The sequence below is a fragment of the Alcaligenes sp. GCM10023179 genome (assembly GCF_042653705.1).
Lineage (GTDB): Bacteria > Pseudomonadota > Gammaproteobacteria > Burkholderiales > Burkholderiaceae_B > Alcaligenes > Alcaligenes phenolicus.
This window is the reverse complement of the sequence record NZ_JBHSIQ010000001.1, coordinates 1344018-1371000: the sequence shown is the minus strand read 5'-3', so window position 1 is coordinate 1371000 and position 26983 is coordinate 1344018. Positions and strand designations below refer to the sequence as shown.

Sequence of the window (26983 nt, the reverse complement as noted above, 5' to 3'; positions counted from 1 at the left end):
AACGCGATGATTTTTCTCGCGATTGTGAGTAATACTAAGACAGTTCCAGCAGGATCTGAGCTCGGAAAACTAGGGCTTATCACCTATACCCAATTTGATTTTCAGGACAGATCTCCTGGGGCAAGCAGCACCCGCAGCATCATGAGCCACGGTGAGGAGCACCTCACGCACCGACAAACCCGGAACGATGCCTGCATTCCTGTCCTCATGTCGCATTTAACAAGCGCAGCACAACGATGCGCAGGCGGTATTCAAGCCAGCGCTGCATCACCTGTTTGGACGAAGAGCTTTCGTCTGGCATCACAAGAAGAAATAGAGCGTTTGAAACCGGGGAGTCACTGCTCCAGTCCAGAACTCATCTATCACTCGCAAACGAAAAACGCCCCGACAAAAAAACTATCTTTCATCGTCATGCGGGGCAAATTAAAGGAGGCAATATGAACCACTCAACATTGAACTTTGATCGCTATCCACAGCAACCGCACGGTGGAACACTGGTCAACCAGGTTGTCCCGGAGGATCGCGTCAAGGACGAGATCGAACGTGCGCGCACCCTGCCCAGCATCCGCGTGGATCTGGAAGCCGTCATCACCATCGAGATGATTGCTACGGGCGTGCTCTCCCCCAACAAAGGCTTCATGAACGAGGCCGACTACAACTCCGTGCTCAAAGAGGGTCGTTTGAGTAATGGTGTGGTGTGGCCTGTGCCGCTGAGCTTCGCCCCGATTGGCGATCGCAACCGCGACATTATTAAAGGACTTTCGGTCGGCTCTGAAGTGGCGCTGACCAATAGCGACAACGAGCCGGTAGCCATCCTGAGCATCGAGGACATCTTCTCCTACGACAAGGAGCAACGCGCTCAGCAACTGTTTGGCACCACGGACAGAAATCACCCCGGTGTGGACTCCATTTACCGCCGCATGGGCGATGTGTCCCTGGGTGGCACCTTGCACCTGCTGCAGCGTGTGGACTGGGGCCCGTTCGAGAAGCTGCGCCGCGAACCCAAAGACACGTGGCGCCTGTTCTACGAAGAAAAGAAATTCAATTCCGTGGCAGGCTTTATCACCGGCGCAAACCCGCTGCACCGTGGCCACGAGTACATTCACCGCAATGCGCTGGAAGGGATTGATGGCCTATTCCTGCAGCCACTGGTAGAGATGGCCAAGCGTGAATACGTGCGCCACGAGTTCCGCATGATGGCCTACCGAAACGTACTGGATACCTACTACCCCAAGGACCGTGCCATCCTGTCACCGTTGCGCGTCACCTATATTTTTGCTGGCCCACGCGAAACCATTTTGCATGCCCTGATCATGAAGAACTATGGGTGCACCCACGCCTTGATTGGTCGGGATCACGCCGGGATTGGCAGCTACTACGACAAGTACGCCAGCCACAGTATTTTCGATCAGTTCAGCCCCAAGGAAATGGGCATTGATGTGCGCCTGTTCCACGAAGTGTTTTACTGCACGCGTTGTGCCTGCCATGCCACCTCCGAGACCTGCCCTCACGATGATCGCTTCAGGCTGACCATCTCCGGCACCGGCATTCGCGAGATGCTGCGTCACGGCATCATGCCGCCCAAGGAAATTTGTCGCCCTGAATCCATTCTGCCGGCCATGCAAGGCGTACAGCCCAAAGGACTGTGCGAGGAAGGCGAAGCAATCCAGCCCGTCAGCAAAGTTATCCAGAGCATGTTCCCCTACTACACCCAGTACACCCGTCTGGGCGGGGCCAAGCGTAGTGAACCGCTGGATCCATCTCAGTTGACGGTGCGCGATCTGGAAATCGCCAGCCACGACGTGCGGCACCATGCGGGAGATATCTACAACGGGGTGTACACCGAGTACAGCGCCGTGGTGGATCACAACCGCAGCATGCAAGCCGCCTGGATCGAGGATGCACGTGCTGCCCTGCGCTTCCAGCAGGAACGTCTGATCAGCGATCTGGAAGAAAAGCAGCAGCAAGCACCGGAAGAAGCCTCGGACGAGTTCATGTATCAGGACAAGCAGGAAGTCGTGCGCGAGCTGCATTCGGCCCGCAGCTTGCTGGATGATATTCCGACCGTGATTTCTGCCAAGCAGTTGACCACACGCACCTGGAACGTCCTGCCTTACCAGCGCTATCGTGGGGCGGATAAGGAATAAGGCTCTATCCAGCTTCCCCCTGAACAGAAAAAGCCCCTGACCTTAACAAGATCAGGGGCTTTTTCATCACGAAATCTGCCCGAAGGCAGACTCAAACTGTCCAGAACCTGCTCAACAGACCTCTTCCAGATTGACCTCATTCACAGGCATCAGGCGGCGGTAGAAAGTAGGCAGTGCAAACAAGGCGCCATGAATGTCAGCGTTGTAGAACTGCAGGGAATCCTGGTTCTCGTTGCTCATACGCTGCTCCAGTCGTTCCTGGATTTGATCGGCGGAGAAAGCACGCGGGTTCAGCTCGTCGGAGGCAATTGCCAGCCCCCAGTAAGAGCCGTACAGCGGGATATGCAGACCGTAGCCATGCACTTGTGCAAACACACTGGCGAGGGATTCGCTCAGGTTCTTGACCTGCTGACTTTCGTGGAAAGGCGAACCCAGGTGCAATACCAAAGCACCACCACTTGCCAGCGCACGTTTGCAGGACTCAAAAAAGGCAGTCGTGTACAAGGGACCGGCCGGAGTTTCGGGGTCGGTCAGGTCCAGATAGATCAAGTCAAAGCGTTCCTGTGTATTGGCCAGGAACTTCGCGCCGTCTTCGATCTGAATTTGTACACGCGGGTTATCAAACGCCCCCTTGTGAATGGACTGCAAGTGCTCGCGGGCCACCTCGATCACTTCCCCATCCAGCTCAACCAGAGAGACTCGCTCCAGGCTGGGGTACTTCAACAACTCTTCCAGGGCTCCACCATCCCCACCGCCCACAATCAGGGCACGGCGTGGATTCGGGTGAGCCATAGCGGCCGGGTGAATCAGACCTTCGTGGTAGAAGAACTCTTCGGCCTCGGAAGTCATCATGCAACCGTCCAGGCGCAAGGTCTTACCCAAGGTTTCGGAACGCAGCAACTCCAGACGCTGAAAAGCAGTCTGGCGCTCCAGCAAGCGCTCGGTGAAGCGAAAGCCGTACAGTGCATCCTGATTCAGGTTTTCCGTCAGCAGTTCACCAGCATGGGCCGGGCCATCAGCCTCGCCACGCCACAAGCGATTACGCTGGGCTTGGCCGGGCTTGAAAGCCTGCTCAATACCGTCAATCAGGCGGGTCGCCTTGCCCGAATTGTCCTGCATGAAATTGCAGACATAGACGTCCAGCGTCACGCCATCACGCTCTGGCCAGGTATGGATGGCCAAGTGAGACTCGGCCAATAACAGTACCCCGGTAACACCACCAGGCTGCCCTTCAAATTCGGGAAATGCCTGCCACTCTTCACCAACAATCGTCAGCCCTGCATCAATAGTCTGCTGACGGCAAAAATCAGCCAGTTTCTGGGCATCGATCAGCAGCTCCGGGCTGCATGCACATTGGTAAAGGTCTGCGGTCAAGTGCAAGCCTTGCATAATCGTGTGCTCCTTTAACAGATTTTGCGCTCCCTACCAACGAGACGACCGCAACGTAAAAACTTCAAAGCGAGGTGCACCTGGAATGGCGATCACCTCGCTTCATCGAAAAGAGCGCAAATTGTACCTTATATCAAACTTAAATATATGAAAATAACCCTATTTTAGGGAAGATTAAGGTATATACGACGCGGAAGGCAGCAGAACCAATTCCATGACCAAATGCGCTCCTGGACCCGGACGGTCCTTGAAATAGACTCTGCCCCCGTGGTGGTGAACAATCGAGCGCAAAATGGACAAGCCCAGACCGCTTCCTTGCACCTGTTGGCCGGGCAGGCGATAGAACTTGTCAAAGACCTTCTCTTTATAGAGCGGATCAATTCCCGGCCCTTGATCCAGGACCTCTATCCGAGCCCAACCGGTTTCGCCCGGCTGCAAGCGCAGGGTCACCATGGTGTCTGGCGCGGAGTACTTCAGGGCATTTTCCAGCGCATTGCGCAGAGCTACCAATAAAGGAACGATATCCACCTTGGCCCATAAGCCATACTCGGGCACATCCAGGTAAATGCGGTGGCGCTGTTCGTGAAAGGGGCGCAGACTCAGGCGCAGCACAGCACGCAAATCGGACTCGCGCCATTCCTGCATGCTCGTCCCCTCGTACTCCATGCGATTCAAGCGCGTCAAATCATCCAGCAGCACATCAACGCCACGAACCTTTTCATGTAATTGAGAGTAGATCTTGCTGGCCCAGGCTGACGGGGTTGTCTCCAGTTGCAGCAATTGGATATAGCCGCTGATGGCGGCCAGCGGAGAGCGTATTTCATGGGCAGCCATGGCAAAACAGTCGGCACGATCGCGCTCCTGTTGCATTTTTGTGCTGACATCGCGAATCATCAACAAAGTTGCGCTGTCTGAATCGGAGGCCGCATAGGCATGAAACTCCAGGGCACGGGCCTGTTCCCCTTCCCCATCCCGGTGCATGTAGTAAAAAGGATTTTTTTCGCGGTTAATAACCTGACTAATCCCAGGGAGCAAATACGCTAAATCTGCCCGTATTCCTTTTTCCAGATTCTGGAAAAAATCGATTAAATCATCGTTGTCATTGGCCAATTCCGGCGTATCCAGCAAACGCCGCATGGCCCGATTACAACCCTCAATTCGCCCACAGGAATCGAACATGACAATGGCATCGGGCAAGGCATCCAGCATTTGCTCAAAGCGATGTGCTTTTTCATAAGCCTGTCCCGGCCATTTAGGCACGCTCGCTCGGTCAAACAAACGTTGCCCGATCAAAAAACTGGTAAATAGTGTGAGCAACAAGCCAATCCCCTATTTTCGTCCCAAAACAAGCACCAGGCCTGCCTCAGTGTGGTTTCAATCTCCATGCGACAAAAAGCCAGTCCAGCGGATAAACCAAGCATTTTTCTAGATGGGATTACTGATCTGCCAATGCCTTTGCATCAGCCTGGGTGAAAAAACGGTTAAACGCCTAATAAATAAATTTCATAACAATCAGGCGGAACAATAAGAAAGGGATTAGTACTTTTTAAAAGTTTTACTCCAAAACCACCGCCCATACTGCTTAACGGCAGAAACAGCCGTATCATAAGGCGCATAAATTTTCTTTGAGGAAACAAGGGAACTTGTACAAAATGGATTCCTATTTATTTCATAAAGACTGACCAGGATCAAGACTAACGATAAAAACAAGTGCTAGGGTGCTAACACCCTTTTTCTCGGCCCGACAAGCCGAGCACCGCCCGGACCCGCCCGTAACATCAACACTTATAAGTGTGTTCAGCTCCCCACACTGGGCCCGTCCGGTAACACGACAGCGCAAGGGATACGCGTAAAATCAGCAAGGCGAGTCCAGGTTCACAGGCCCGCCCGATTGAAGTGAGTCCCTGATGAAGCATGAACATCTGAAAATCGGAGATATTAGAAGCATGTGTGTCGAATACTCTGCCTATCACTTGGCGTGAACAGGCCACTTCCCATTGCCATTAGTAGTATTTCTGTACTTACTAATACCGTCTCTACACTCTGCACTGCTACATCGGGGCCCATAGCCTTTCTTTCCCCGGTCTGGCCTGCTTTCATTTTGTTGACTCCATGAACGACGCCGTTTACTCCACTCGGCAGGCTGCTGATTTACTAGGTGTGTCTGTACGCACCGTACAACTTTGGGTAGAAGCCGGAACCCTGAAAGCCTGGAAAACCCAAGGCGGGCACCGACGCATCGACCGCGATTCCGTACAAGCCATCTTGCAAGAGCGCCGTGGGCAAACCAGCCCCCCGACGCCTGATGCTCCGATCACTCCCAGCCTACCTGTTTGCAGCAGTGAACCCTGCCTGCGCGTACTGGTCGTTGAAGACGACCTGGATTTGCTGGCGATTTACCGCATGGCCATGGAACATCTGCCCTTCCCGGTCGAATTGCGCTGCGAACAAGATGGCCTGAAAGGTCTGATTGCTGCCGGCAATTTCTACCCCGATGTGCTGATCGTGGACCTGAACCTGCCCAAACTGGATGGTTTTGCCATGCTCAAGGCGCTGGCCGATGCCCCTGAAACCGAACATACCCAGATTTATGTGATTTCTGCATTGAGCGCCGCCGATATTCACGCGCGTGGCGGTCTGCCCGGCAAAGCAACAGCCCTGGCCAAGCCCATTCCCATTGCCCTGCTCCTGCAACTGCTCAGCGAAGCCTTCCACGCCCAATACTTGCCCTCCTGAGCACGTCCTCTTCCCTTTATCAGCCAGGATCAATTTTTTCAATTTCGATCTTTTTGTGACAAAAATTTTCATTTGATTATCATTTTTTTATTTTTAGACATAAAAAACGAATCAAATGATACTATTCACGAAAATTCACAACAAGAAATTGATCCGTTTATCTCGAGTCTTTTGCTGATACAAAAATACAAAGGGAAAGGCTATGCGCAAGAACCTACCAATTACCGGCATCGAAACCGAGCTGCTGGACGAGCAATATCTCATTTCCAAAACTGACCTGGCCGGCCGCATCATTTATGCGAACCCGGCCTTTGTCGAGGTGAGCGGGTTTAGTCGGGAAGAATTGATTGGCGAGCCTCACAATATCGTGCGTCACCCCGATATGCCATCCGAAGTTTTTGCAGATTTGTGGCATACCTTAAAACAGGGCCGTTCGTGGGTGGGGGTGGTAAAGAATCGCCGTAAAGACGGCGGTTTTTATTGGGTTCTGGCCCATGCCAGTCCCATTATTGAACAAGGGGAATTAACCGGCTTTGCGTCGGTTCGTGTGCGCGCAAAACCTCAGGATATTCAAGCAGCTGAACAGTTTTATCAGGAATTGCGCGAAGGTCGAAATCGTTCCCGAACGATACGCGCTGGCCAAATTACGGCTCGCAGCTGGCGTCGCCCTTTTGCCGGCCTTCGTTTCCTGGCTGGTCCCAGTTTGCTGGCCGCCTTTTTACGAAAAGGCCTGTTGAATCTGGGTATTACCGGCGGGATTATTGCCATGATCCTGAATACGGAAATGCCACAGCAAAGCATGATCCTCCTGGCCAGTTCTCTGGGGGTGGGGACACTGATGATTTTGGGCTATCAGGCCGTGCTGATGCGACGGGTTTTGGGATCGTTTAAAACGGCCACGCACATCGCCCAACAAATTGCCGCAGGCAACCTGACAGTCAACACACGCGGACCCGCTGTGAAGAAGCTGGAAACGCTGGGCCAGAATCTGGATCTGATGCGTAAGAGCCTGATGAGCATTAGTACCGACGTGGACCATAGCTGCAGCAACAATCAAATGGTGTCACGCAAGCTCTCGGATAACAGCGCCCTGCTGGAAGCACGCACTCACGAGCAAGCGGCCTCCATGCAGCAGACCACTGCCAGTATGAGCTCCTTTGGGCAAGCCGTTCTACAGACCGCGGAAAACGCCAAGGCCAGCCACGAACTGGCTAGCCGCAGCGCGGATATCGCGGGTCGCGGGAACGAGGCGGTTCAGAAAGTCAGCTCATCCATGCAGCAGATTCTGGAAAGCTCGCAGCATATCGGCAATATCGTGTCGATGATCAATAACATCGCCTTTCAAACCAATATCCTGTCGATCAACGCCTCAATTGAATCGGCCCGCGCCGGAGAGGCCGGTAAAGGCTTTGCGGTGGTTGCCTCTGCCGTGCGTTCGCTGGCTCAGCAAGCGGCTCAAGCGGCCGATGAAATCAAGCAACTGGTCACCGAAACCCAAACCCTCAGTGCTGAAGGTGCCACCCACGCCGCCCATGCGGGGCAGACCATGCAGGAAATCCTGACATCCGTGTCTGAGGTTGCGGGTTTGATGGGTGAGATTTCTGCTGCCACCAGCGAGCAGAGCATCGGTTTGGGCCAGTTGACCCAGGCCTTGAAACAGGTGGACCAAATCACCAGCGACAATGCCGCTCTGGTCCATGACTTGAGTGAAACAGCGCAGGAACTGAACCAGAATGGGGCCGAACTGCAAGAGGCTATCAGTGTCCTGAATCACGGAGAAAGTGCGCATACTCATCCACCCACTCGCTCTGCTGCCCCCTTGATCCTGGCCCCGGTTGTGAAAATGGACGCCGCTCGTCGCAAACCAGCCCACCCAGGCCGACTACGACAATTGGCATCCAGTACCTGAGTTCGCTAAAAGCCCAGGCTTTCAGCCCCTCCCAACAAGGCCAGCACGCCCAGCACAGCAAAGATACAGGCAGCAATCCGGTGTACCAACTGAGTCGGCAAACGGCGGGCAATGCGCTCGCCAAACAAAACGGCAGGTGCATTGGCCAACATCATGCCCAAGGTCGTGCCCAGCACCACCAAACCGAACTCTTGATATTTAGCAGCCAAAGCGACCGTCGCAATCTGTGTCTTGTCGCCCATCTCGGCCAGGAAGAATGTCACCAGCGTGGTGCCAAAAACACCAAAACGCGTACGGGTGGCTTCGGCATCATCGATCTTGTCAGGAATCAGAATCCAGATGGCCATGGCCAGAAAGGAAATACCCAGCACCCAACGCAGCACTTCCGGATCCAGCAAAGCGGGAACCCAAGCACCAATGGCGCCAGCCAGACCGTGATTAACTAAGGTTGCTATGAAAATAGCGAGAATGATGGGCCAAGGGCGTTTGTAGCGGGCTGCAAGAATAAAAGCCAACAATTGGGTTTTGTCCCCAATTTCTGCCAAGGCAACCACACCCGTGGAGATAAACAACGCTTCCATAACAACTCCTGGCCGGATAAGAGACAAATGACCACAAACCCTCCCGGCCAAACGCGAAGGTCCATGGTCAAAAGTCTTGCCAGGCTAAGTTGCTATCAGCGCCATGACCCTGTGTAGGTCAAGTATGTTGACGCTGATCTTCGGTAAACCGAAGCGGCTACTCCCTAATGACGAAGCGCATCGTAGCCCAGATTAAGACGCCTGTCCAATCGGGGCTTTTCAACGCACAAGAAGTACACTTGCTTATTTTCACGCTTTCACCAGACGCATGACTGCCCAAAACCCAGCATCGGCTCAGCCCAACACCTACCAGCGCTATGTGCTGCTGTATCTGTTATTCATGATTTTGCTGTGGACCGTTTTGATGGCGATTAGCCATAAAGCCCCCGATCTGGACGGCATGGAAGAACTGGTCTGGTCGGCCAGTTTCGAGCTGGGCTATTTGAAGCATCCGCCCTTCCCAGCGTGGGTAATGGCCGCCTTGACCAGCGTAGTCGGACGCCCGGCATGGCTGACCTTTGCCGCGGGCATGACAGCTTCGGTGCTGGGGCTATGGTTTATCTGGAAACTGGCCTGCGAATTTCTGAATCCCGAACGCGCCTTCATGGTCTTGCTGATCAGTTCTGTCAGTATTTACTTTTCCTTGCGCGGCACCATTTTTAATCACAACACGGCACAACTGTGGTCCGTAACCGCCGCGACCTGGTTTTTCTATCGCGCCAGCCGCGACCAGAAACCGGCAGACTGGTTATGGCTGGGCGCCGTCGCTGCGCTGTCGACGGTCACCAAATACAGTGCCGTGATTCTGTTCACCGCCTTCTTTTTGTATTTCCTGCGCAGCGGTATGTGGCGTCAGCGGCAGACCTGGATAGGGCTGGGCTTGGCCCTGCTTGCCTATGTGCTGGTCTTGTCGCCCCATCTGTACTGGCTGGTGAAGCACGACTTCGCCCCCTTCCGCTATATGGACGGCTCGCTGGAAACACATACCCGCTGGGAGGCCTACAAGGAACTGCTGGCGTTTAGCCTGGACCAGCTGGGGAGACTAAGCCCCATGGTTGTGGCCATGATTGCGCTGGGTATCTGGAATCGTCGCGACAGGAAAAAGCTGGCCCCATCCGACGCGGCCTTGCAAAACAAGCAACGCTACGCCGATGATATTTCCCGCAGCGACAAGCAATTCCTGCTGTGGGTGGGCCTGACTCCGATCGTCAGCACCGTCTTGATTTCAGCCATGATGGGCACCCGTCTGGTCGCTTCCTGGGCCACCACTTTCTTTGTTTTGTATGGCTTTTTTGCTCTTTGGGTCATGCACGGCAAGGACAAGATCCAGCTGCGGCGCGTGGCTATTATTGTGATCGTGTTGCAGATATCGCTGGCATCGGGCTACGCCTTGGCTCGTGGCCCATTGGCCTGGCATAAAGGTAGGGACTCTCGCTCCACCTTCCCCGGCCCGGAAGTGTCTGCCCAAATGCAAGCCATCTGGAACGAACACATGCCCGGCATCCCACTTAAAGTCGTCGTAGCCGATACCTGGCTAGGCGGCAATATTGCCGTTCATGCCGGCCAGGATGTGATGGTCTTTATTGATGCTGACCCGGCTGCTTCACCTTGGCTGACACTCCCGCAGGATATGGAATGCGGCGCTCTGATTGTGTACAGCATCCAGACCCGTGGGAAACCTCCCGCATCCTTGCTCCAGCTGTACGAGCAAGCCCCTATCAAGGGGCAGGCCGAGCAGCGCTGGTCTTCCGAACGCAGTCCCATGATTGATCTGAACTGGGCCATTCTGCCCGCACAACGCAGTTGCCCCTTTACAGCCACTGCCCGCTGAATCACTTAAATTTTAGGGTGATGCACCGGCAGTTGCTCACCCAGATAATCCAGAAAATGTCGTACCGCCGGGGCCATGCCTCGGCGGGAAGCAAACACAGCGTGAATAATCCCCGGCAAGGGTGCCCACTGTGGCAATACCTGCACCAGGCGTCCGGCTTTCAAGGCCTCGCAACACATATAGTCGGGCAAGATACCCACACCTATGCCCTGCTCCACCCCTTCACGCAACGTCAGCAAATCCGAGGCCATATAGCGCGGCCTGTGCGTTACCGTCAGGCTGGCGCCCTCGGGACCATACAGCTCCCATTCGTTTTGACCTTGTCGGGCCGACATAGCCACCGTGGGCAATTTCACCAAATCAGCCGGGCCGCGCACCGGATCAAAACGCGCCAGCAGTTCAGGCTGAGCAACCAGAATTGCCCCTGTTTCACCCAGGCGCTTGACGATATAGCTCGCACTATCACTTAAGGTGCTGCGCACTCGCAAAGCCACATCAATCCCGTCCGCCACCGGATCAACCACCCGGTTGCTGACTTCCACCTCCAGCTCAACCTGAGGGTAGCGAATCAGAAACTGTGCAAACACGGTCGACAAGACCGTATGGGCCAAGGTGACCGGGCAACTGATACGCAAGAGACCACGCGGTTCTTGCTGCACTTGAGCCACCGCAGAATACGCAGCTTCGGCCTCGTCACGCATGGCCTGGCAATGGCGCAGGAACACCTCTCCAGCAGGGGTCAGAGACAGGCTGCGCGTGGTGCGTTGCAGCAGGCGCACACCGACTTCAGCCTCAAGACGGCTAAGACGTCGCGATACTCGCGATGGCGGCATGCCCAAGTGTCGGGCAGCAGCACTAAAGCCGCCACGCTGTACCACTTCGGTAAACAGCACCATGTCATTTAAGTCATACATACAGGGAAGTTTTCCAGGATTACAGACAAAAGTAGAATAATCTTTCTCAGAAAAACCGGCTTATCAAAGGTATGGGCATCAAACATAATGACACCATTCCTTCATCGCTTTGGACACCAAACATCATGAAACTGCTACACGTAGACTCCAGTATCACCGGCGCCAACTCCGTTTCCCGCGAACTTTCGCAATTTGTGGTTGATCAGCTGCGCCAGCAAAATGAGCAAGTCCAAGTGGAGCATGTAGATCTGGCCCTGAACCCGCCACCTCACTTTTCGGCTGACTCCCTGGGCATGCGTCTGGGTCTGGACCCAGCCACCCTGAGCGAGCGCCAGCGTGCCGAGAACGCCATCACCGAACAATACCTGAGCCAGTTCCTGGCTTCCGATGTGGTGGTGATTGGCGCCCCCTTCTACAACTTCACCATTCCTAGCCAACTGAAAGCCTGGATGGACCGTCTGGCTCAAGCTGGCCGCACTTTCCGCTACACCAGCAATGGCCCGGAAGGTCTGGCTGGCGACAAAACGGTTTACCTGGTTCTGAGCCGTGGTGGCATCTACTCCGAATCGGAGCAAGGCCAGGCCATGGAACATCAGGAAAGCTACCTGCGTGTGATGTTCGGCTTCATGGGTGTAACGGACCTGCGTATTGTGTACGCCGAAGGCCTGGGCAAAACCCCAGAGCTGCGTGATCAGATTGTAGAGAACGCCAAGGCCAGTGTCAGCGCCTTGCTGGAAAAGAGCCCTGCCTAAGACCGGGAAGGCCTGGTTCGACCAGGCCTTGGCTGTTTAGTTCTGCACAAGCAGCCACCCGCCCCTTCAGCGCTCAAGCCTGAGCAAACAAAGATAAAGCCGGATCCCAATCCCTGTGTGGACATCGGATCCGGCTTTCTCTTTTGCGTTGCCTGCCGGCAGGCAGGCAGGCAGCACATTCTGATCGCGCTGAATCTCCACCAGAGAAAAACACAAAGGGCCAATTGATGGCCCTTTGTGTTGATACCGCGATAAGCAGGAACGAAATCGGAGCAGAATCAATTTCTGCCCGCGCGCCCCTTTTTATTCGTCTGTTTCCAGCCAGTGGCCCAAGCGCAGACGCTTGGTGTTCAGGTAAGCCTCGTTAAAGGGATTACCTTCAATTTGATGCGGCACACGCTCCACCACATCAATGCCAATTTCCTGCAGGGTTTTTACCTTGCGCGGATTATTGGTCATCAGACGCAGCTTCTGGATACCGACGTGCTCGAGCATATCCTTGCAAATATCATAGCGACGCATATCCGCAGGAAATCCCAGCTTCTCGTTGGCTTCCACCGTATCCGCCCCCTGATCTTGCAGGTTGTAGGCACGGATCTTGTTCACCAGACCAATACCCCGCCCTTCCTGGCGCAAATACATCAAGGCACCACGGCCTGCCGTAGCAATACGTTCCAGCGCCAATTGCAGTTGAGGGCCGCAATCGCAGCGCAGGCTGAACAAGGCATCGCCCGTCAGACACTCGGAGTGGACACGGGCCAGGACAGGCTCGCCGTCGGCCACATCCCCCAGGGTCAGCAAGACGTGTTCTTTTTGATTGCTGCGCTCTACAAATACATGGATTTGGAATACGGCCCAGGGGGTAGGCAAACGGCTGGAGCTGACGTAGTCCAATAAAGCGCCGGGTTTGGCCTGCTGGGCAGCCAGCGTGGAGTCCGATTCTGATGCCAGTGCGGCATCCGGGATGGATTGCATAATGAGTCTCTGCTGCAACGAAGAAATGCGGCTTGGCCCCATCCGGGGCAACCTAGCAATGATAGCCCAATTCACTCCATTTCTTTAAGCCTGAGGCAAGATGCTTTTCAGGACTAATTTCGCCAATGCCCCTATGACACAGACATGAAACATTCACCTTATGTGCCTATCCTTATAGCGAAAAGTTCTGCGATCCGGTATTCTACGCAACAAGAAAATACATAAAATGTTATGAAACTTACAAATACAGATGATCTATGGCGCTTTGTGTTTTTCACTGAGCCTTGATCATCCTCTTACTTGATTGATCATGCCCGCCACTAAGGTCGTTATTCGTTATGTTGTGATTGGGCTCGGCTTGGCCCTGCAACCGTTTGTCGCCCATAGTGCGGCAAGCCAGACCTGGCCCCAGCCTCCTTCTCAATTAAGTCTGGACAGCCCCTACGGCACCTTGCAAGTGAGCCAAAGCGATTATGTCTATGAGGCACAACTGCAACTGGACTCGCAAATCATCGCGCCCGAACTCAAGGGCTTGATCAATATTCCCTACGCCTTCAGACAATCCAACAACCAGACAGCGTTGATTTCGGTGGACAACGGCCTGGGGGGTTGCTCGATTTATTATCACTGGGTCACAGTGTCATCCAAGGGCTATACCGTCTCGCCAGCGTTTGGGTCTTGCAGCGCACAAATTCGAGTACGCCACCAGGGCCAAACCCTGATCATGGAAACCCCCAGCCTGGATAATCCCACCCTGATCGACGAGTACCGTTACGACGGTCGCAAGATCAGTTTGCGCAAGCGCAAACACCGCGCTCAATAAGAGAAGGAACCCGCGGCGGAAAACGGACTCCAAGACAACACTGACTATAATCAGATGTCTTAGTCTCTCCGGATTTTCCCTATGCACGCCTCCTCGACTCGCCCTTTACTCATCTGGGATCTACCCACCCGCCTGTTCCACTGGCTGCTCGTGATCAGCATCGTGGGCTGTTTTGTGACGATCAAGGTTGGCGGTTTGTGGATGGACTGGCACGTACGCTTTGGCTTGCTGGCCCTGGGGCTGCTGGCATTTCGTCTGGTCTGGGGCCTGATTGGTGGTTACTACTCCCGCTTTAGCCACTTCCTGCCCAACCCTGTGCGCAGCCTGCGCTACTTGCGTGACAAGCCCGCGGTTTACCCCGGCCACAACCCCATCGGTGCCTGGTCCGTCTGGATCATGTTGATTGTGTTCGGTTTTCAAGCGGTCTCGGGCCTGTTTGCCAATGACGACATCTTCACGACTGGCCCTTTGGCCTATCTGAGCAGCGACTGGTCCAAAACCCTGACCGGCCTGCACAAAGCCAATGAATGGATCATGCTGGCCATTATTGCCTTGCATATCCTGGCTATTTTCCTGTATCGCGTGTTGCGTGGTCAGAAATTAACCAGCGTCATGGTCAAGGGCAGCATGCCGGTTCCCGCCGATGCCAGCCTGCCTGCCAGCAAAGACAGCTGGAAAACCCGTTTTCTCGCTCTGATCATTGTGGCGCTGATTGCCTGGGGTGTGTACTGGATGACAGGTCTGGCACCCGTAGGCGGCGGCATGGACGACTTTATGTAAGCCCGACTTATCCCCAGAAGCTGTGAATAAACCTGGGGATAATGCGGGGACTGTTTGGGCTGAGCCGCATTTTTACTAGCCGTCTTTTAAACTGGACGGTGACTAGCCGCTTGAGCACTTCCTGCGCAGAAAGCGACGGCCTCAAGATACTTCTTAGCGCCGTCGCCAAAATCCCCACAAAACCAGAACCAGGCCCAGCACAGCGGCTAATAAACCCGCCCAGCTGAAAATAGTCAGACCCAGCCATGCGGGACCGCGCGTAACCAGCACCGGACCCAAAATCAATACAAAAGCCGCCGTCACAATCGCAATGGCCAGACGGGTGGCCGCCTTTTCCAGCGACGAGGCCAGACGCGGCATTCCCTCGATTTGAATACGCGCCGAGATCTTTCCTTGCCGCACCCTATGCATCAACAGACGCAGCAATTGGGGCGCATCCATGGCCAACTGCCGGGACTCCAGCAAACTGCGTTGCAGGTCCGCATAAACACGACGTGGCGAGTACTGCTTGCGCATCAAGCCCATAATCACGGGCTGCGCGACTTCGACCACATCAAACTGCGGGTCCAGACGCTTCAGCACACCGTCCGCCGTGATAAAAGCCTTGAACAGCAAGGCCAGATCCGGCGGCAGAATTAAATGGTTCTCGCGCGCCAGAGCCATGAAGTCCAGCAAGGCAGCCGAGATGGACAACAGCCCACTGCTTTGTCGGGCTACATAACGCTGGGCACTTTCTTCCAGACGGCTCCAATCAAAGTCCTCTGCCCCGGACCAGTCCAGCAAGGTCGTTGCCACCCCATCTGCCTGTCCATCCACAATCGCCCGTAGCAACACCAGCAATTGCTGGCGGCGACGTTCCGTCAAATGGCCCACCAAGCCGAAATCAATAAAGGCAACCTTATTGCCCGGCAAGGCCATCATATTGCCGGGGTGCGGATCAGCATGAAACAGCCCGTCCTCCAGCACCATATGCAGGAACGCCAAGGCACCTCGGCGGGCCAATAATGGACGATCCGCCTCAATAGCTTGCAACTGTGCCTCTTGAATGGGCGAGACCCCGGGGACAAACTCCTGCACCATGACCGTCGCGCTGGTCCACTCCATATAGACACGCGGAACCACGATGTCCTTGAAGGGCTGCATGTTCTCGCGCACCGCCAAGGTATTGGCCGCTTCGCGGGTGAAGTCCAGCTCATCGGCAATGGCTTCAGCCAGGGCACGCACGATATCGTAAGGGCGATACTCGGGCAGCAGGCCTTGTTGCTGGACCAGGCGGGCAATCTGTTTCAACAAACGCAAGTCAGCCTGAATCAGTGGCTCCAGACCAGGGCGCTGCACCTTCACCACGACTTCGGTGCCATCCCGCAAACAGGCGCGATACACCTGTGCCATGGAGGCCGAGGCCAGCACCTGGGTGTCAAAGCGCGCAAAGGCTTGCTCAACCGTTTGCCCCAAAGCCTGCTCCAGCTCGGGTCTGATCGTTTCCCAAGGCACCGGCGCGGCATGACCTTGCAGCTTCTCCAGCTCCTGTGTCCACTCCAACGACAGCAAATCATTACGTGTAGCCAGAATCTGACCCAGCTTGATAAAGGTCGGACCCAGCTCTTCCAGCGCACGTCGCAAACGTTCAGGTGCCGAGCGCTCGGGCATTTCGGCCGCCACCGGGGTCTTGTTACCGGGCAGGAGGTCCGACAAGCCCAGGCGATGCATCACATCCCCAATCCCGTATCGAGCTATGACCGCTCCAATGGCACGGACTCGTGCATGGTCGCGCAAGGCCAACAAGGTTCCTCCCAACATACTCGCTCTCCAGTAGGGTACGCTCTGAGAAAAGTAGCATACCGCAGTGTCCCGGTGACTTACTTATCCACTTATCCACATTTTCAGTGGGCAAGCTCGGGGATAGCCTTTGGACAAGTCACATTAAGCCAAGCAATTCAATGACTTGTCATGGTGGGGTAATTAACGCCCCCTACCCGTTTTCCGATGACAAGAATCGAAAATGCCCCTGCTCTATCCACGGAAATCAGAGTACATTGACGTTTTCCAATTCAAGGAGAGCGTGATGCGTCTGGATAAGTCTCGCTCCAGCCGTAATGTCGAGGACCGCCGTGCCAATGGGCCACGATTGAGCGGCGGCAAGATCGGCTTGGGGACAATCGTGCTGGCCCTGGTGGCCATGTACTTTGGGGTGGATCCCAGTGTGGTGCTGAACCTGGCCGACGGCCCTACCAGCGCCCCTCAGTCTCAACCCGTTGCAGCCTCGGATGCACAGGGCCAAACCATTGCCAAGATCCTGGGCGAAACCGAGGATGTCTGGCGTGATGTTTTTGCCAAGCAAACCAATGGCAGCTACCGCGATCCCGTGCTGGTGCTGTACCGGGGCGCTACCCCGACCGCCTGCGGGGCGGGTCAATCTGCCATGGGGCCGTTTTACTGCCCTGCCGATCAAAAGCTTTATATAGACTTGGGCTTTTTCACCGAGATGGAGCAAAAGATGGGCGTCAAGGGCGACTTTGCCCCTGCCTATGTGATTGCGCATGAAGTGGGCCACCACGTTCAGAACCAGTTAGGCATGATGCGTCGTGTCGATGAGGCCCGTCGCAGCGGCTCAGCCTCCCAGGCTCGTCAAGCCTCCGTACGCCTGGAGCTTCAGGCTGATTGCTATGCCGGTATTTGGGCAAACCACGCTGACGCGCAACGCCAGATTCTGGAACCAGGCGATATTCGCTCGGCCCTGGATGCCGCTCAAGCCGTAGGCGATGACACCTTGCAAAAGCAATCGCAAGGCTATGTGGTCCCCGATTCCTTTACCCACGGCAGCTCGCAACAACGCATGGCCTGGTTCATGGAAGGCTATAAAACCGGACAGCTGAAAATGTGCGACACCTTCACCCGTCCTGACCCGGTCTCCTGATAAACGTAAAATTATGTAACCGCGTCTTGCGCTAGATAATTTCCGTTCTATAATCTTTTTCTTCGCAGGAAACGGGGGTCGTTAGCTCAGTTGGTAGAGCACTGGACTCTTAATCCATTGGTCGACAGTTCGAGTCTGTCACGACCCACCACATGTCCTGCTGCTTACGGCACACCATGCCGTAACACCGTAAATCAGCCCGCTACTGCAGCGGGCTTTTTTGCGTCTGAACACTATCCCTGAGAAGCTCAAGGGCCCTGCCAATTTTTGAGTGGCAGGGCTTGGGTGACAATACTGCACACGGTCAATAGTCGTGGCACCCCTTCTGTAATTCGGTCATGAAGCGGCCCGCATGAAACCCGTCACACTTGCCATCATCTTTTCCTGAATCTCCATACTGTCCATCCAGGCAAGTGTATAGAAAAACACGGTAAGCAGTGCCACTCTGCGTTCTTCAACACCCTGCCTTAAACAGAAGCCGAACCACTCACAGGACTTCCTGCCTTTGCCTGAATCTGCGACAGTGTGCGGGAGGGATCCACCAAGACAAAACCCAGCACGGCTCCCAGCAGCAAAAGTACGGCCGTCAAGGCAAAAGCCTGGTGAAAACCGGCAAGACCTGGCTCGGCCTGAATCAGTCTTCCCATCACAATCGGTGCAACCAGACCCGCTGTTGTGGACAAGGAATTGGTGATGGCCAATGTAGAACCTCGCTTTTCGATTGGGCTGATTTGCGCTGAGATTGCCGAACAAAGCACAAAACCGACCTGGGGGAAACTCAAGCCCAAGGCGATCAGCACAATCCCCGCTGTTGGACCCGGCTTCAAGTAAGCGGCCGCCAGCAGGCACAAGGCCCCTGCCAACAAGAAACCTACCGTGACCAGACTGCGTGCCACTCGGGACGAATACCCCTGACGCAAGAAGCGGTTGGACAGGTAAGAGCCGCCCGACACAATCGGGATTGCCACAAAAATACACAGGGAAAATAGCCATCCAGCCGTGTCCGACGAGAAGTTCAGACCGCGTTGCAAATAAGCGGGTAACCAGGTAAAGACCAGTGCAGCACACCAGTACGCTACCCAGTACATCAGCAGGTTGCCGATGAAACTACGATTCAAAAGCACATCACGGTACGAACAGCGAGACTGCGGCTTGCTCTTGCCAACGGCGGGCGCCGGATTCGCACTGATGGGACCATCCTTGCCCAGCAAGGCCCATACCACCAGCCACATCAGCCCCGCTGCCGCTGTCACCCAAAACACCGAGCGCCAGCCGTGGCTGATGGTCAAATACCCCACCAAGGGGCCAGCCAGCAGCATGCCCACCTGCCCACCCTGCATCACAATGGCCGTAGGCCAGGTACGCTCCTGATCCGGGAACCACTTGTAGCAAGCATGCAAGGCCAGGGGATAGGCAGGCCCTTCCCCTACTCCCAGCAAAATGCGACAAGCCATCAAGGCAATAATCGTGCTGGCTCCCATAGCGATCGGAACCTGGGCTACAGACCAGATAATGACCAGCCCCACCAGCAGCAAACGCGAGGACACCGTATTGGACACAAAACCCACCACAATGCCCGAGATCGCAAACAGGAAGAAAAAGCTGCCTGCAATGGTGCCAAACTGCTGTGGCCCGATGGCCAGCTCCTCCATCAACGGCACAGCGACCAGACCAAATATCGCCTTATCGGCAAAGTTGATCACCATGAACAAAAACAACAAGAACACCACGACGTAGCGCTGTCCTGGGAAATACTTTTTCTGGTTTTCCATGTCTCCCCCCAACTTGTCAAAAGTGCAGCGATACGATCAATAAGGACGGTCACCAATAATGGTGGCTCGGGCCATTTTGCGGGGCAAAGGAAAATAGTCCTGAACGGCATAATGCTGAGTGGCCCGGTTGTCCCAAAACGCAATGGTGTGAGGCTGCCATTTCAAGCGCACCTGATACTCCGGGTGACGGGCCTGATCCACCAAATACTGCAGCAGGAAATGAGCGCCGCTTTGCAGCTCGGGCATGCCACGGAAAAAGCCGGTTTCGATGTAATTGGCCAGATGGGTAGTCCAGCTGCTGACATACAAAATCCGCTGGCCAGTTTCTGGATGAGTGCGCACCACAGGGTGAGTCTGCGCTGGAAAACGATCTCGCAACGCAGCTCTGTCTTCCTCGGGGATACGGTCTATGAAACCGGGCAATAAATCGTGTACGGCTTCCAGCTCGTGCAAAATATCTTTGATGTGAGGCGGCAAGTTCTCATAGGCCAGTGCCATATTGCACCAGATCGTATCGCCCCCGGCGGGTGGACATTCAATGCAACGCAGAATGGAACCCATGGAAGGTTCGGCCCGCCAGCTGACATCGCTATGGTAGATATTCTCACGCCCCGGCTGCGTGTTATTGCCCCCCAGCAGCACCAGCTCGGGATAGTCCGGATCGTGTGGAAAAACCGGGTGCACTTCCAGCTCACCAAAGCAACGGGCAAATGCAACATGCTGTGCCGCATTCAAAGGCTGGTCGCGAAACACCAGCAATTGATGCTTCAACAACAAGGCGCGCAGCTCCTGTACCTGCGTATCCTCCAGGGGCTGAGTCAAATCGACACCCGCTACCTCGACACCGATAGCGGGCGACATGATTGTGGTTTCCAAGCGGCTGGCTGCGATTGGGCTGTCTACGACCTGCGTCATGATCCTCTCCTGAATATTGTTTCGTTTCAAACGAAACAATATTAGCGTGAGAAATATCCAGCACAACTCGGTGATTACCCTTGAGACTTCAAATATGTGCGTCGCCGCTGAAATCGCTGCCAAAGCGCTGGACCATACGGTTCTCCAGGCGCGTCATCATCTCTTTAAAGGAGCTGAGCTCTTCCTGGCTAAGCACGGACGTCAGCTCCTGCTCCAGACCCAGAGCGATGGGCACAATGCGATCGTGCACTTGCTGGCCCTGCTCGGTCAGACACAGCAGATTGCTGCGCATATCGTTTTCATTATCGCGACGAGCAATTAACTGAGCGGCTGTCAGGCGAGAAACGGCACGGCTGACCTTGGCCTTGTCCATGCTGGTGCGCTCGGTCAAACTGCCCGAGGTCAGGGTGCCATAGCGTCCCAGGGTCGCAATGATGCGCCACTCTGGAATGGACAAACCAAATTGCTGTGCATGCTGACGCGCAAAGGTCACCGCAATATGCGAGGCCAATATCGTGACTTGATAAGGGAGAAAATTCTCCAGGTCCAGGGTGGTTTTTTCCAACTCGCTTCCCAAGGCGCTAGTCCGCTTTCTGTAAGGAGTTTGATCATAGCATCGCCAGGCAATGGCTTCGCCGATTGGCTACCCAGCTTCTTTTCGATGCAACAAGAAAAAACAAGAGCGGCCTGCCCTGCAGTCATAGTTGTTTACTTTAGCTGCGCCCTAAATCCGATACGCTGGAAGATCACTTCAGTCAGGAGATGTTCATGCTAATTGCCATTGATCCCACCAAAGCGCCCGACACCACTCCTCCCGGCAAAACGCCCAACCCCGAGCCGGACCCTAAAAAGATTCCTGGCAATGAGCCGCCATCCAAAAAATAGTCAAAGGCCAGAGCTTTTGACGCTGGTATTTGCAGGAATTTGAACACTTGCTCGCCATACGCAGGTCGCATGTCATTACATTGAGATGCGGCCTGAAACGGCTGTCACATTTTCTGCAGTACAGTGAATCGTGGTGATATTTATTACAAACCATCACCCTACGCTAATTGGCAAGCCAGTTTGCAAACGCTATTACATCAACCACAAAATTATTTGAGGAGCATTGTATGGCCCAGCTAGACCGAGGCACCATGTGCATCATGTGCCAAACCCTTCCACTATCGCAACCCAACGCTCAACGACATCCTTACCTCAAACCCATCAGACGAGTAGATGACACTGACGAACCAAGCACCGAAAGTCTGTATCACTGCACTGTTTGTCACACCCATTGGCTATACCAACGCGACAAATGGGACGCCTGCCTGGGATTCAAATTATGGCAAGGAGGCCTGCAGGCATTTAACCGGCGGCATGTACCGCTTACTTTCCCCACTCAGAGCACAGACAGCAAAAAAAACCAGAAAGCACAATGGTCCTGAGCTGCTCTCTTGATCCTTGCTAGTCGCAGAACTAGCTCTATCGATACACGGGCAGCGCTGACATGCGGGCTGCCCTGTGGATCCTCCTGGTGCCCTGCCTGCCATTCAGACACAGCAATTCCAGCACGAACAGGTCTGTTTTGCCTACTCTGCAGCCGGTCATTTTTCTGAACCGAATGTTGCAAAGTTAAGACTATTAAAAAAAAATGCGCACTTGTTGCGCCGCAACATATATTATTTTTCCATAGTCGTTGTTCCTGCGGTGGTGAGATGAGCGGAGACAGGCGTCACAGAGCGCTGCTGTTATCTCGCTGCCCACCGACTAGGCAAGACCGGGGTCACGTGCCTAGCTAGCTTACTCGCCTTGCCGGAATTGTGTTGCTCTTCAACCTACAACACAGGTCCGCTTGCCTACCACTTGCGTTCGCGCTGTCGCACACCCTGCTGACAGCCGGAGAGTCGCTCAAACCGGCGTTGCCCGGTTGCACTCAAGCCATCCACCAGGATTACCCATCCCGGTCGGCCCCCTCTCAACCGTCTCCTACCCCTCTCGGTGTTCCTTTGCATCCGCAAGGCCAGCTTGCCTGTGTTTACTTCAGGAACACCTATGAAATTGATTACCGCCATCGTCAAACCCTTCAAGGTTGACGAGATACGCGAGGCCCTTTCCGATCTGGGCATACAGGGGATGACGCTTACCGAGGTCAAGGGATTTGGTCGCCAGAAAGGCCACACCGAGCTTTACCGCGGTGCGGAATATGCAGTCGACTTCCTGCCCAAGATCCGCATTGAACTGGCTATTCCCGACGAGCAGTTGCAAAGCGTTCTGGAGGCCATTCAAAGCAGTGCCCGCACCGGACGTATTGGTGACGGCAAGATCTTTGTCCAGCCGCTGGACCATGTCATCCGCATCCGCACCGGCGAATGCGATGAGCAAGCCCTGTAATCGGAGACTCCATCATGAACAACGCTGATCTATCGTGGATGCTGGTCTCCACGCTTCTGGTACTGATGATGGCCGCGCCGGGCCTGGCCCTGTTTTACTCAGGGATGGTGCGTCAAAAAAATGCCTTGTCCATGTTATCCCAGACCTTGCTGGTGTTCAGTCTGGGGGTGGTGCTGTGGTTTATCTATGGCTACTCACTGGCCTTTACCGCTGGCAATCCCTTGATTGGCAGTTTCGACAAGGTCTTGTTCAACGGCATGTTCACCGCTGCTGACCAACAGTTCTCCATGTCGGGCACCTTGCCTGAACTGCTGTTTGCGTCTTTTCAGGCCACCTTTGCCGGTCTGACTTGCGCTCTGGTTGTCGGTAGTCTGGCAGAACGTACCCGCCTGTCCGCCATCCTGGTCTTTACCGTGATCTGGTTCACTTTGGCCTATCTGCCCATTTGCCATATGGTCTGGTTTGCCGATGAACAGAACGGCGGCTTGCTCAACTCCCGTGGCGCGCTGGACTTTGCCGGTGGCACGGTGGTGCATATCAACGCCGGTATTGCCGGTCTGGTCGGTGCCTGGATGATTGGCCCCAGACTGAACTACCGTCGTGAAGCCATGCCACCTCATAACCTGCCCCTGACCTTTATTGGTGCTGCTCTGCTGTGGGTAGGCTGGTTCGGTTTCAACGCAGGCTCGGCTTTGTCGGCCAATGAAAATGCCACGCTGGCATTCTTCAACACTATGCTGGCAGCCGCCATCGGCGTTGTGGCCTGGACTTTGGGTGAATGGATCAGCAAAGGTCATCCTTCCTTGCTGGGTGCCTGCTCAGGTGCGATCGCAGGTTTGGTCGGCATTACTCCGGCAGCCGGTTTTGTGGCTCCTTCCGGCGCACTGGCCATTGGCCTGATTACCTCCCTGGCGTGCTTGTGGGGTGTGAATGTTCTGAAGCGCTGGTTACGCGCCGACGATACGCTGGACGTTTTTGGCATTCACGGTTTGGGCGGGATTGTGGGCGCTTTGCTCACAGGTCTGTTCAACGCACCTGTTCTGGGTGGTCCTGGTACTGCCGCTGGTAACAGTATCTGGATGCAGTTGTGGATTCAGCTCGAAGGCGTGCTGGTTACGCTGGTCTGGTCCGGTGTGGCTGCCTGGATTGCCTTCACCATTGCCAAGCTAGTCTGCGGCGGTTTACGTGTCGATGCTGACCACGAGCGCGAAGGTCTGGATATCCGTACCCACGGTGAAACGGGTTATCAACACTGAGATCCCATCATGATTCTTGCCAATCTTGCCTGCAGGCAAACTGCTCCCTTCAAACACAGGCACAGGCCTAAAAGAAAAGCCCTCTTTCGAGGGCTTTTTTTATAAGCAAACCAGTTGCTTATTTTTCTTTACGGTAAGCGTCGTGACAAGTCTTACAGGACTTGCCCACATTACCGAAAGCCACGCGGAAGGCATCAAAGTCGCCCGAATCGGAAGCCACTTTCAGCTTGTCGATGGCAGCGGTGAAATCATCGGTAGCTTGCTTGAAACCCTGAGCATCGCTCCAGGCCTCAGCTTTGGTCTCGCCGCCTTCGGTACCAGCGCCAAATGCGCCCCAAGGCAAAGCCGCCAAAACCGTCAGCACTTCTACGTTTTTAGCGATTGCAGCCGCATCATACGGTGCTTCTTTTTTGGCCACGGGAGCCATACGACCAAAGTGCGAGCCAATCAGCGACATGCTGGCTTGACGGTAGTTCACGGCCTGTTCTGGCTTAGCAAACTGGGCGGTAGCAGGCGTGACAAACGCAGCGCACAAGGCGGCAGCGGCAGTCAGAAACGCGAATTTTTTCATGTGAACTCCTGTGTGATGAAACATAAAACACTTCATAAAGCACTGGCTCAAGAAACCCGGCCGGCTGTGCCCTTGTGCAAGAACACAGCCGTTTGGATTTAGATCGCCTGGGCCAACTTTACTGCCACGCCCAGATAGCTGCGTGGAGTTAGCTCAAGCAAATAGGTTTTAGCGTCGGCGGGCAGTTCCAGACCGCCAATAAACTCGCGCAACGCTTCCTGAGTAATACCACGACCACGTGTCAGGGCTTTGAGTTGCTCGTAAGGCTGGGGCAAACCGTAGCGGCGCATCACCGTTTGAACCGGCTCGGCCAGGATTTCCCAGCATGCGTCGATGTCCGCATCGACAGCAGCGGCGTTCAGTTCCAGTTTGCCCAGACCACGCAGGCAGGCGTCGTAAGCCACCACGCTGTAACCCAGAGCCACGCCCAGGTTACGCAGCACGGTCGAGTCGGTCAGGTCACGCTGCCAACGGGAGATAGGCAGCTTTTCGGACAGGTGACGCAGCATGGCGTTGGCCAGGCCCAGGTTGCCTTCCGAGTTTTCAAAGTCAATCGGGTTGACCTTGTGCGGCATGGTGGACGAACCGATCTCGCCTTCTTTGAGGCGCTGCTTGAAGTAACCCAGGGAGATGTAGCCCCAGACGTCACGGTTGAAGTCCAGCAAGATGGTGTTGGCGCGGGCGATGGCGTCAAACAGAGCGGCCATCCAGTCGTGGGGTTCGATCTGAATGGTGTAGACGTTTTGCGTCAGACCCAGGCCAGCCAGCACTTTCTGGCTGAAGGCTGGCCAATCAATTTCGGGGTAAGCCGAGAAGTGAGCGTTGTAGTTGCCGGTGGCACCATTCATTTTGGCCAGAGGCTGGACCGCAGCAATGGCCGCAATGGCGTTTTGCAGGCGAGCGGCCACGTTGGCAAATTCCTTGCCCATGGTGCTGGGGCTGGCTGGCTGACCGTGGGTGCGCGAGAGCAAGGGCTGCTCGGCGTGCAAGCGGGCCTGAGCCTTGATGGCATCGCACACTTCTTGCAGTTGCGGCAAGATTACTTGTTCACGAGCGCGCGTCAGCATCAGCGCATGCGAGGTGTTGTTGATGTCTTCAGAGGTGCAGGAAAAATGGATGAACTCAGCCGCAGCGGACAGCTCAGCGTGGTCGGCCACTTTTTCTTTCAACCAGTATTCCACGGCTTTCACGTCGTGGTTGGTGGTGCGCTCGATGGCTTTGATGCGGGCGGCATCGTCTTCCGAGAAGTTCTGCACCAGGCTCTTGAGTACCTCGCGAGCTTCGGCGGAGAAAGTAGGCAGTTCGGGCAGACCCGCGTCGGACAGGCCGATCAACCAGGCCACTTCGACCTCTACGCGATGCCACATAAATGCGGCTTCGGACAACAGGCCACGCAAGGGGGCGGTACGGCTGCCATAACGCCCGTCCAATGGCGACAAGGCATTCAGAGTGCTCAGGGTATCGGCTATGTGCATCGTTCTACAGAAAAGAAGGGGGAATAAAGTCAGCCCGCATTCTAACATTGCAGGCTGGCACCCGTATGCCACGCGTTCAGCATGGGGTCAGAATGCGACGGCTGTTCGAGGCTTTGACGAATAAACCACAGTTTTCCAACATTGTTTCCAGCGACAGGTTCAGGCCCGGCCTGCGGGACGTTCGCCCATAGGTTCCTGCTATACTTTTTGAGCCTGCAACTTTTGATAGCTTTTTATGAAACTTCTAGCTTCCCTCACCAGCCCATACGCGCGCAAAGTGCGTGTTGTCATGGCGGAAAAAAAGCTCGACTACGAGCTGATTCTGGAGGATGTGTGGGCCGATGACAGCGATATTCTGAAGCACAATCCACTGGGCAAAGTCCCCTGTCTGATTATGGATGATCAGGCAAATCTGTTTGACTCCCGCGTGATCGTCGAGTATCTGGATACCCTCTCGCCCGTCGGCCGCCTGATTCCCCAAGCCGGACGTGATCGCGCTGCAGTCAAATGCTGGGAAGCCATTGCCGATGGCTTGCTTGATGCCTGCGTTGCCATCGTGGTGGAAAAACGCCGTCCCCAAGAGCTGCGTCTACCCGCCTGGATTGACCGCCAAAACAGCAAGATTACCGCCGCCCTGCAATCCATGAACAACACCTTGGGTGACCAGTCCTTTTGCATGGGCACCAGCTTTAGCCTGGCCGACATTGCCGTAGGCTGCGCACTGGGTTATCTGGATCTGCGCTTTCCTGAACTGGACTGGCGCTCGCAGTACGGCAATCTGCAACGCCTGGATGAAAAACTCCAAGCGCGCCCCTCGTTTGCCAGCACCTTACCGCCTACGCAGTGAGCGTTGCGCCAGCAAGCCAG

General features: G+C 55.0%; 23 protein-coding genes, 1 tRNA gene and 1 riboswitch. Of the genes, 13 read left to right on the top strand and 11 right to left on the bottom strand.

Annotated features, from left to right (window positions below):
- The first annotated feature begins 6 nt into the window (after positions 1–6).
- Positions 7–441, top strand: a complete 435-nt coding sequence (locus tag ACFPDR_RS06115; protein WP_376910837.1) for a hypothetical protein — start codon at positions 7–9, stop codon at positions 439–441.
- Positions 438–2147: a sulfate adenylyltransferase gene (locus tag ACFPDR_RS06110; RefSeq protein WP_083053316.1), complete on the top strand. Its 1710-nt coding sequence runs from the start codon at positions 438–440 to the stop codon at positions 2145–2147. The genes ACFPDR_RS06115 and ACFPDR_RS06110 overlap by 4 nt, the downstream gene beginning before the upstream one ends.
- 111 nt (positions 2148–2258) lie before the next feature.
- Here ACFPDR_RS06110 and speE read toward each other — a convergent pair whose 3' ends face one another.
- Together speE and ACFPDR_RS06100 are read right to left on the bottom strand one after the other, a co-directional pair.
- Positions 2259–3536: a polyamine aminopropyltransferase gene (gene speE, locus ACFPDR_RS06105; protein ID WP_376910835.1), complete on the bottom strand. Its 1278-nt coding sequence runs from the start codon at positions 3534–3536 to the stop codon at positions 2259–2261.
- 174 nt (positions 3537–3710) lie between these two features.
- Entirely contained in the window at positions 3711–4796 is a 1086-nt protein-coding gene (locus ACFPDR_RS06100) for an ATP-binding protein (RefSeq protein ID WP_230940667.1), read from the bottom strand.
- A gap of 852 nt (positions 4797–5648) precedes the next feature.
- On the opposite strand from ACFPDR_RS06100, the gene ACFPDR_RS06095 reads away from it, so the two are divergent.
- Positions 5649–6272, top strand: a complete 624-nt coding sequence (locus ACFPDR_RS06095; protein ID WP_321217079.1) for a helix-turn-helix domain-containing protein — start codon at positions 5649–5651, stop codon at positions 6270–6272.
- A 202-nt stretch (positions 6273–6474) separates the two neighbouring features.
- A complete protein-coding gene (locus ACFPDR_RS06090; RefSeq protein ID WP_376910832.1) occupies positions 6475–8181 on the top strand; it encodes a methyl-accepting chemotaxis protein in 1707 nt (568 codons plus the stop codon).
- Between the two features lie 5 nt (positions 8182–8186).
- Here the strand turns inward: ACFPDR_RS06090 and ACFPDR_RS06085 are convergent, their stop codons facing one another.
- Positions 8187–8762 (bottom strand): TMEM165/GDT1 family protein, encoded by a 576-nt coding sequence (locus tag ACFPDR_RS06085; protein WP_009456260.1) that lies wholly within the window; start codon positions 8760–8762, stop codon positions 8187–8189.
- A gap of 1 nt (position 8763) precedes the next feature.
- A riboswitch (yybP-ykoY riboswitch) is annotated at positions 8764–8940 on the bottom strand.
- Positions 8941–9030: 90 nt separating this feature from the next.
- Between ACFPDR_RS06085 and ACFPDR_RS06080 the strand changes: the two genes are divergently transcribed.
- Complete coding sequence (locus ACFPDR_RS06080; RefSeq protein ID WP_376910829.1) at positions 9031–10593, top strand: glycosyltransferase family 39 protein; 1563 nt, start codon at positions 9031–9033, stop codon at positions 10591–10593.
- Between the two features lie 5 nt (positions 10594–10598).
- On the opposite strand, the gene ACFPDR_RS06075 is transcribed toward ACFPDR_RS06080, so the two are convergent.
- Positions 10599–11507, bottom strand: coding sequence for a LysR substrate-binding domain-containing protein (locus ACFPDR_RS06075; RefSeq protein WP_009456252.1), 909 nt, complete (start codon positions 11505–11507; stop codon positions 10599–10601).
- 125 nt (positions 11508–11632) lie between these two features.
- On the opposite strand from ACFPDR_RS06075, the gene ACFPDR_RS06070 reads away from it, so the two are divergent.
- Positions 11633–12259, top strand: coding sequence for an FMN-dependent NADH-azoreductase (locus tag ACFPDR_RS06070; RefSeq protein ID WP_026483011.1), 627 nt, complete (start codon positions 11633–11635; stop codon positions 12257–12259).
- Between the two features lie 303 nt (positions 12260–12562).
- Here the strand turns inward: ACFPDR_RS06070 and ribA are convergent, their stop codons facing one another.
- Entirely contained in the window at positions 12563–13234 is a 672-nt protein-coding gene (ribA, locus tag ACFPDR_RS06065; RefSeq protein WP_080748089.1) for a GTP cyclohydrolase II, read from the bottom strand.
- Positions 13235–13544: 310 nt separating this feature from the next.
- Here ribA and ACFPDR_RS06060 point away from each other — a divergent pair, with 310 nt between their 5' ends.
- Together ACFPDR_RS06060 and ACFPDR_RS06055 are read left to right on the top strand one after the other, a co-directional pair.
- Positions 13545–14057, top strand: coding sequence for a hypothetical protein (locus ACFPDR_RS06060; RefSeq protein ID WP_035272627.1), 513 nt, complete (start codon positions 13545–13547; stop codon positions 14055–14057).
- An 81-nt stretch (positions 14058–14138) separates the two neighbouring features.
- Positions 14139–14837, top strand: a complete 699-nt coding sequence (locus ACFPDR_RS06055; protein WP_115633886.1) for a cytochrome b/b6 domain-containing protein — start codon at positions 14139–14141, stop codon at positions 14835–14837.
- Between the two features lie 153 nt (positions 14838–14990).
- Here the strand turns inward: ACFPDR_RS06055 and ACFPDR_RS06050 are convergent, their stop codons facing one another.
- The gene (locus tag ACFPDR_RS06050; RefSeq protein ID WP_035272623.1) at positions 14991–16637 is read right to left on the bottom strand and encodes an ABC1 kinase family protein; all 1647 of its coding nucleotides are present in this window, start codon (positions 16635–16637) and stop codon (positions 14991–14993) included.
- A 265-nt stretch (positions 16638–16902) separates the two neighbouring features.
- Between ACFPDR_RS06050 and ACFPDR_RS06045 the strand changes: the two genes are divergently transcribed.
- Both ACFPDR_RS06045 and ACFPDR_RS06040 read left to right on the top strand, forming a co-directional pair.
- On the top strand, positions 16903–17754 hold the full coding sequence (locus ACFPDR_RS06045) for a neutral zinc metallopeptidase (protein WP_060186892.1): 852 nt from the start codon (positions 16903–16905) through the stop codon (positions 17752–17754).
- Between the two features lie 75 nt (positions 17755–17829).
- A tRNA-Lys gene (locus tag ACFPDR_RS06040) sits at positions 17830–17905 on the top strand.
- Between the two features lie 316 nt (positions 17906–18221).
- On the opposite strand, the gene ACFPDR_RS06035 is transcribed toward ACFPDR_RS06040, so the two are convergent.
- From ACFPDR_RS06035 to ACFPDR_RS06025, 3 genes are all read right to left on the bottom strand, one after another.
- A complete protein-coding gene (locus ACFPDR_RS06035; protein WP_376910827.1) occupies positions 18222–19526 on the bottom strand; it encodes an MFS transporter in 1305 nt (434 codons plus the stop codon).
- 36 nt (positions 19527–19562) lie between these two features.
- Positions 19563–20441 (bottom strand): TauD/TfdA dioxygenase family protein, encoded by an 879-nt coding sequence (locus ACFPDR_RS06030; RefSeq protein WP_115633888.1) that lies wholly within the window; start codon positions 20439–20441, stop codon positions 19563–19565.
- An 88-nt stretch (positions 20442–20529) separates the two neighbouring features.
- Entirely contained in the window at positions 20530–21006 is a 477-nt protein-coding gene (locus ACFPDR_RS06025) for a MarR family winged helix-turn-helix transcriptional regulator (protein ID WP_009456231.1), read from the bottom strand.
- 1469 nt (positions 21007–22475) lie between these two features.
- Here ACFPDR_RS06025 and glnK point away from each other — a divergent pair.
- Complete coding sequence (glnK, locus tag ACFPDR_RS06020; RefSeq protein WP_009456229.1) at positions 22476–22814, top strand: P-II family nitrogen regulator; 339 nt, start codon at positions 22476–22478, stop codon at positions 22812–22814.
- A gap of 14 nt (positions 22815–22828) precedes the next feature.
- Entirely contained in the window at positions 22829–24070 is a 1242-nt protein-coding gene (locus ACFPDR_RS06015) for an ammonium transporter (protein ID WP_083053308.1), read from the top strand.
- Between the two features lie 118 nt (positions 24071–24188).
- Here ACFPDR_RS06015 and ACFPDR_RS06010 read toward each other — a convergent pair whose 3' ends face one another.
- Both ACFPDR_RS06010 and purB read right to left on the bottom strand, forming a co-directional pair.
- Positions 24189–24641 carry a c-type cytochrome gene (locus ACFPDR_RS06010; RefSeq protein ID WP_083053307.1) on the bottom strand — a complete coding sequence of 151 codons (453 nt, stop codon included), beginning with the start codon at positions 24639–24641 and terminating at the stop codon, positions 24189–24191.
- Between the two features lie 98 nt (positions 24642–24739).
- The gene (purB, locus tag ACFPDR_RS06005; RefSeq protein ID WP_009456227.1) at positions 24740–26116 is read right to left on the bottom strand and encodes an adenylosuccinate lyase; all 1377 of its coding nucleotides are present in this window, start codon (positions 26114–26116) and stop codon (positions 24740–24742) included.
- A 235-nt stretch (positions 26117–26351) separates the two neighbouring features.
- Here purB and ACFPDR_RS06000 point away from each other — a divergent pair, with 235 nt between their 5' ends.
- Positions 26352–26963, top strand: coding sequence for a glutathione S-transferase family protein (locus ACFPDR_RS06000; RefSeq protein ID WP_009456225.1), 612 nt, complete (start codon positions 26352–26354; stop codon positions 26961–26963).
- The last annotated feature ends 20 nt before the right edge of the window (positions 26964–26983 follow it).

Coding starts and splice junctions, on each gene's coding strand:
- ACFPDR_RS06115 (WP_376910837.1), top strand. CDS start 7: ATGATTTTTCTCGCGATTGTGAGTAATACTAAGACAGTTCCAGCAGGA.
- ACFPDR_RS06110 (WP_083053316.1), top strand. CDS start 438: ATGAACCACTCAACATTGAACTTTGATCGCTATCCACAGCAACCGCAC.
- speE (WP_376910835.1), bottom strand. CDS start 3,536: ATGCAAGGCTTGCACTTGACCGCAGACCTTTACCAATGTGCATGCAGC.
- ACFPDR_RS06095 (WP_321217079.1), top strand. CDS start 5,649: ATGAACGACGCCGTTTACTCCACTCGGCAGGCTGCTGATTTACTAGGT.
- ACFPDR_RS06090 (WP_376910832.1), top strand. CDS start 6,475: ATGCGCAAGAACCTACCAATTACCGGCATCGAAACCGAGCTGCTGGAC.
- ACFPDR_RS06085 (WP_009456260.1), bottom strand. CDS start 8,762: ATGGAAGCGTTGTTTATCTCCACGGGTGTGGTTGCCTTGGCAGAAATT.
- ACFPDR_RS06080 (WP_376910829.1), top strand. CDS start 9,031: ATGACTGCCCAAAACCCAGCATCGGCTCAGCCCAACACCTACCAGCGC.
- ACFPDR_RS06075 (WP_009456252.1), bottom strand. CDS start 11,507: ATGTATGACTTAAATGACATGGTGCTGTTTACCGAAGTGGTACAGCGT.
- ACFPDR_RS06070 (WP_026483011.1), top strand. CDS start 11,633: ATGAAACTGCTACACGTAGACTCCAGTATCACCGGCGCCAACTCCGTT.
- ribA (WP_080748089.1), bottom strand. CDS start 13,234: ATGCAATCCATCCCGGATGCCGCACTGGCATCAGAATCGGACTCCACG.
- ACFPDR_RS06060 (WP_035272627.1), top strand. CDS start 13,545: ATGCCCGCCACTAAGGTCGTTATTCGTTATGTTGTGATTGGGCTCGGC.
- ACFPDR_RS06055 (WP_115633886.1), top strand. CDS start 14,139: ATGCACGCCTCCTCGACTCGCCCTTTACTCATCTGGGATCTACCCACC.
- ACFPDR_RS06050 (WP_035272623.1), bottom strand. CDS start 16,637: ATGTTGGGAGGAACCTTGTTGGCCTTGCGCGACCATGCACGAGTCCGT.
- ACFPDR_RS06045 (WP_060186892.1), top strand. CDS start 16,903: ATGCGTCTGGATAAGTCTCGCTCCAGCCGTAATGTCGAGGACCGCCGT.
- ACFPDR_RS06035 (WP_376910827.1), bottom strand. CDS start 19,526: ATGGAAAACCAGAAAAAGTATTTCCCAGGACAGCGCTACGTCGTGGTG.
- ACFPDR_RS06030 (WP_115633888.1), bottom strand. CDS start 20,441: ATGACGCAGGTCGTAGACAGCCCAATCGCAGCCAGCCGCTTGGAAACC.
- glnK (WP_009456229.1), top strand. CDS start 22,476: ATGAAATTGATTACCGCCATCGTCAAACCCTTCAAGGTTGACGAGATA.
- ACFPDR_RS06015 (WP_083053308.1), top strand. CDS start 22,829: ATGAACAACGCTGATCTATCGTGGATGCTGGTCTCCACGCTTCTGGTA.
- ACFPDR_RS06010 (WP_083053307.1), bottom strand. CDS start 24,641: ATGAAAAAATTCGCGTTTCTGACTGCCGCTGCCGCCTTGTGCGCTGCG.
- purB (WP_009456227.1), bottom strand. CDS start 26,116: ATGCACATAGCCGATACCCTGAGCACTCTGAATGCCTTGTCGCCATTG.
- ACFPDR_RS06000 (WP_009456225.1), top strand. CDS start 26,352: ATGAAACTTCTAGCTTCCCTCACCAGCCCATACGCGCGCAAAGTGCGT.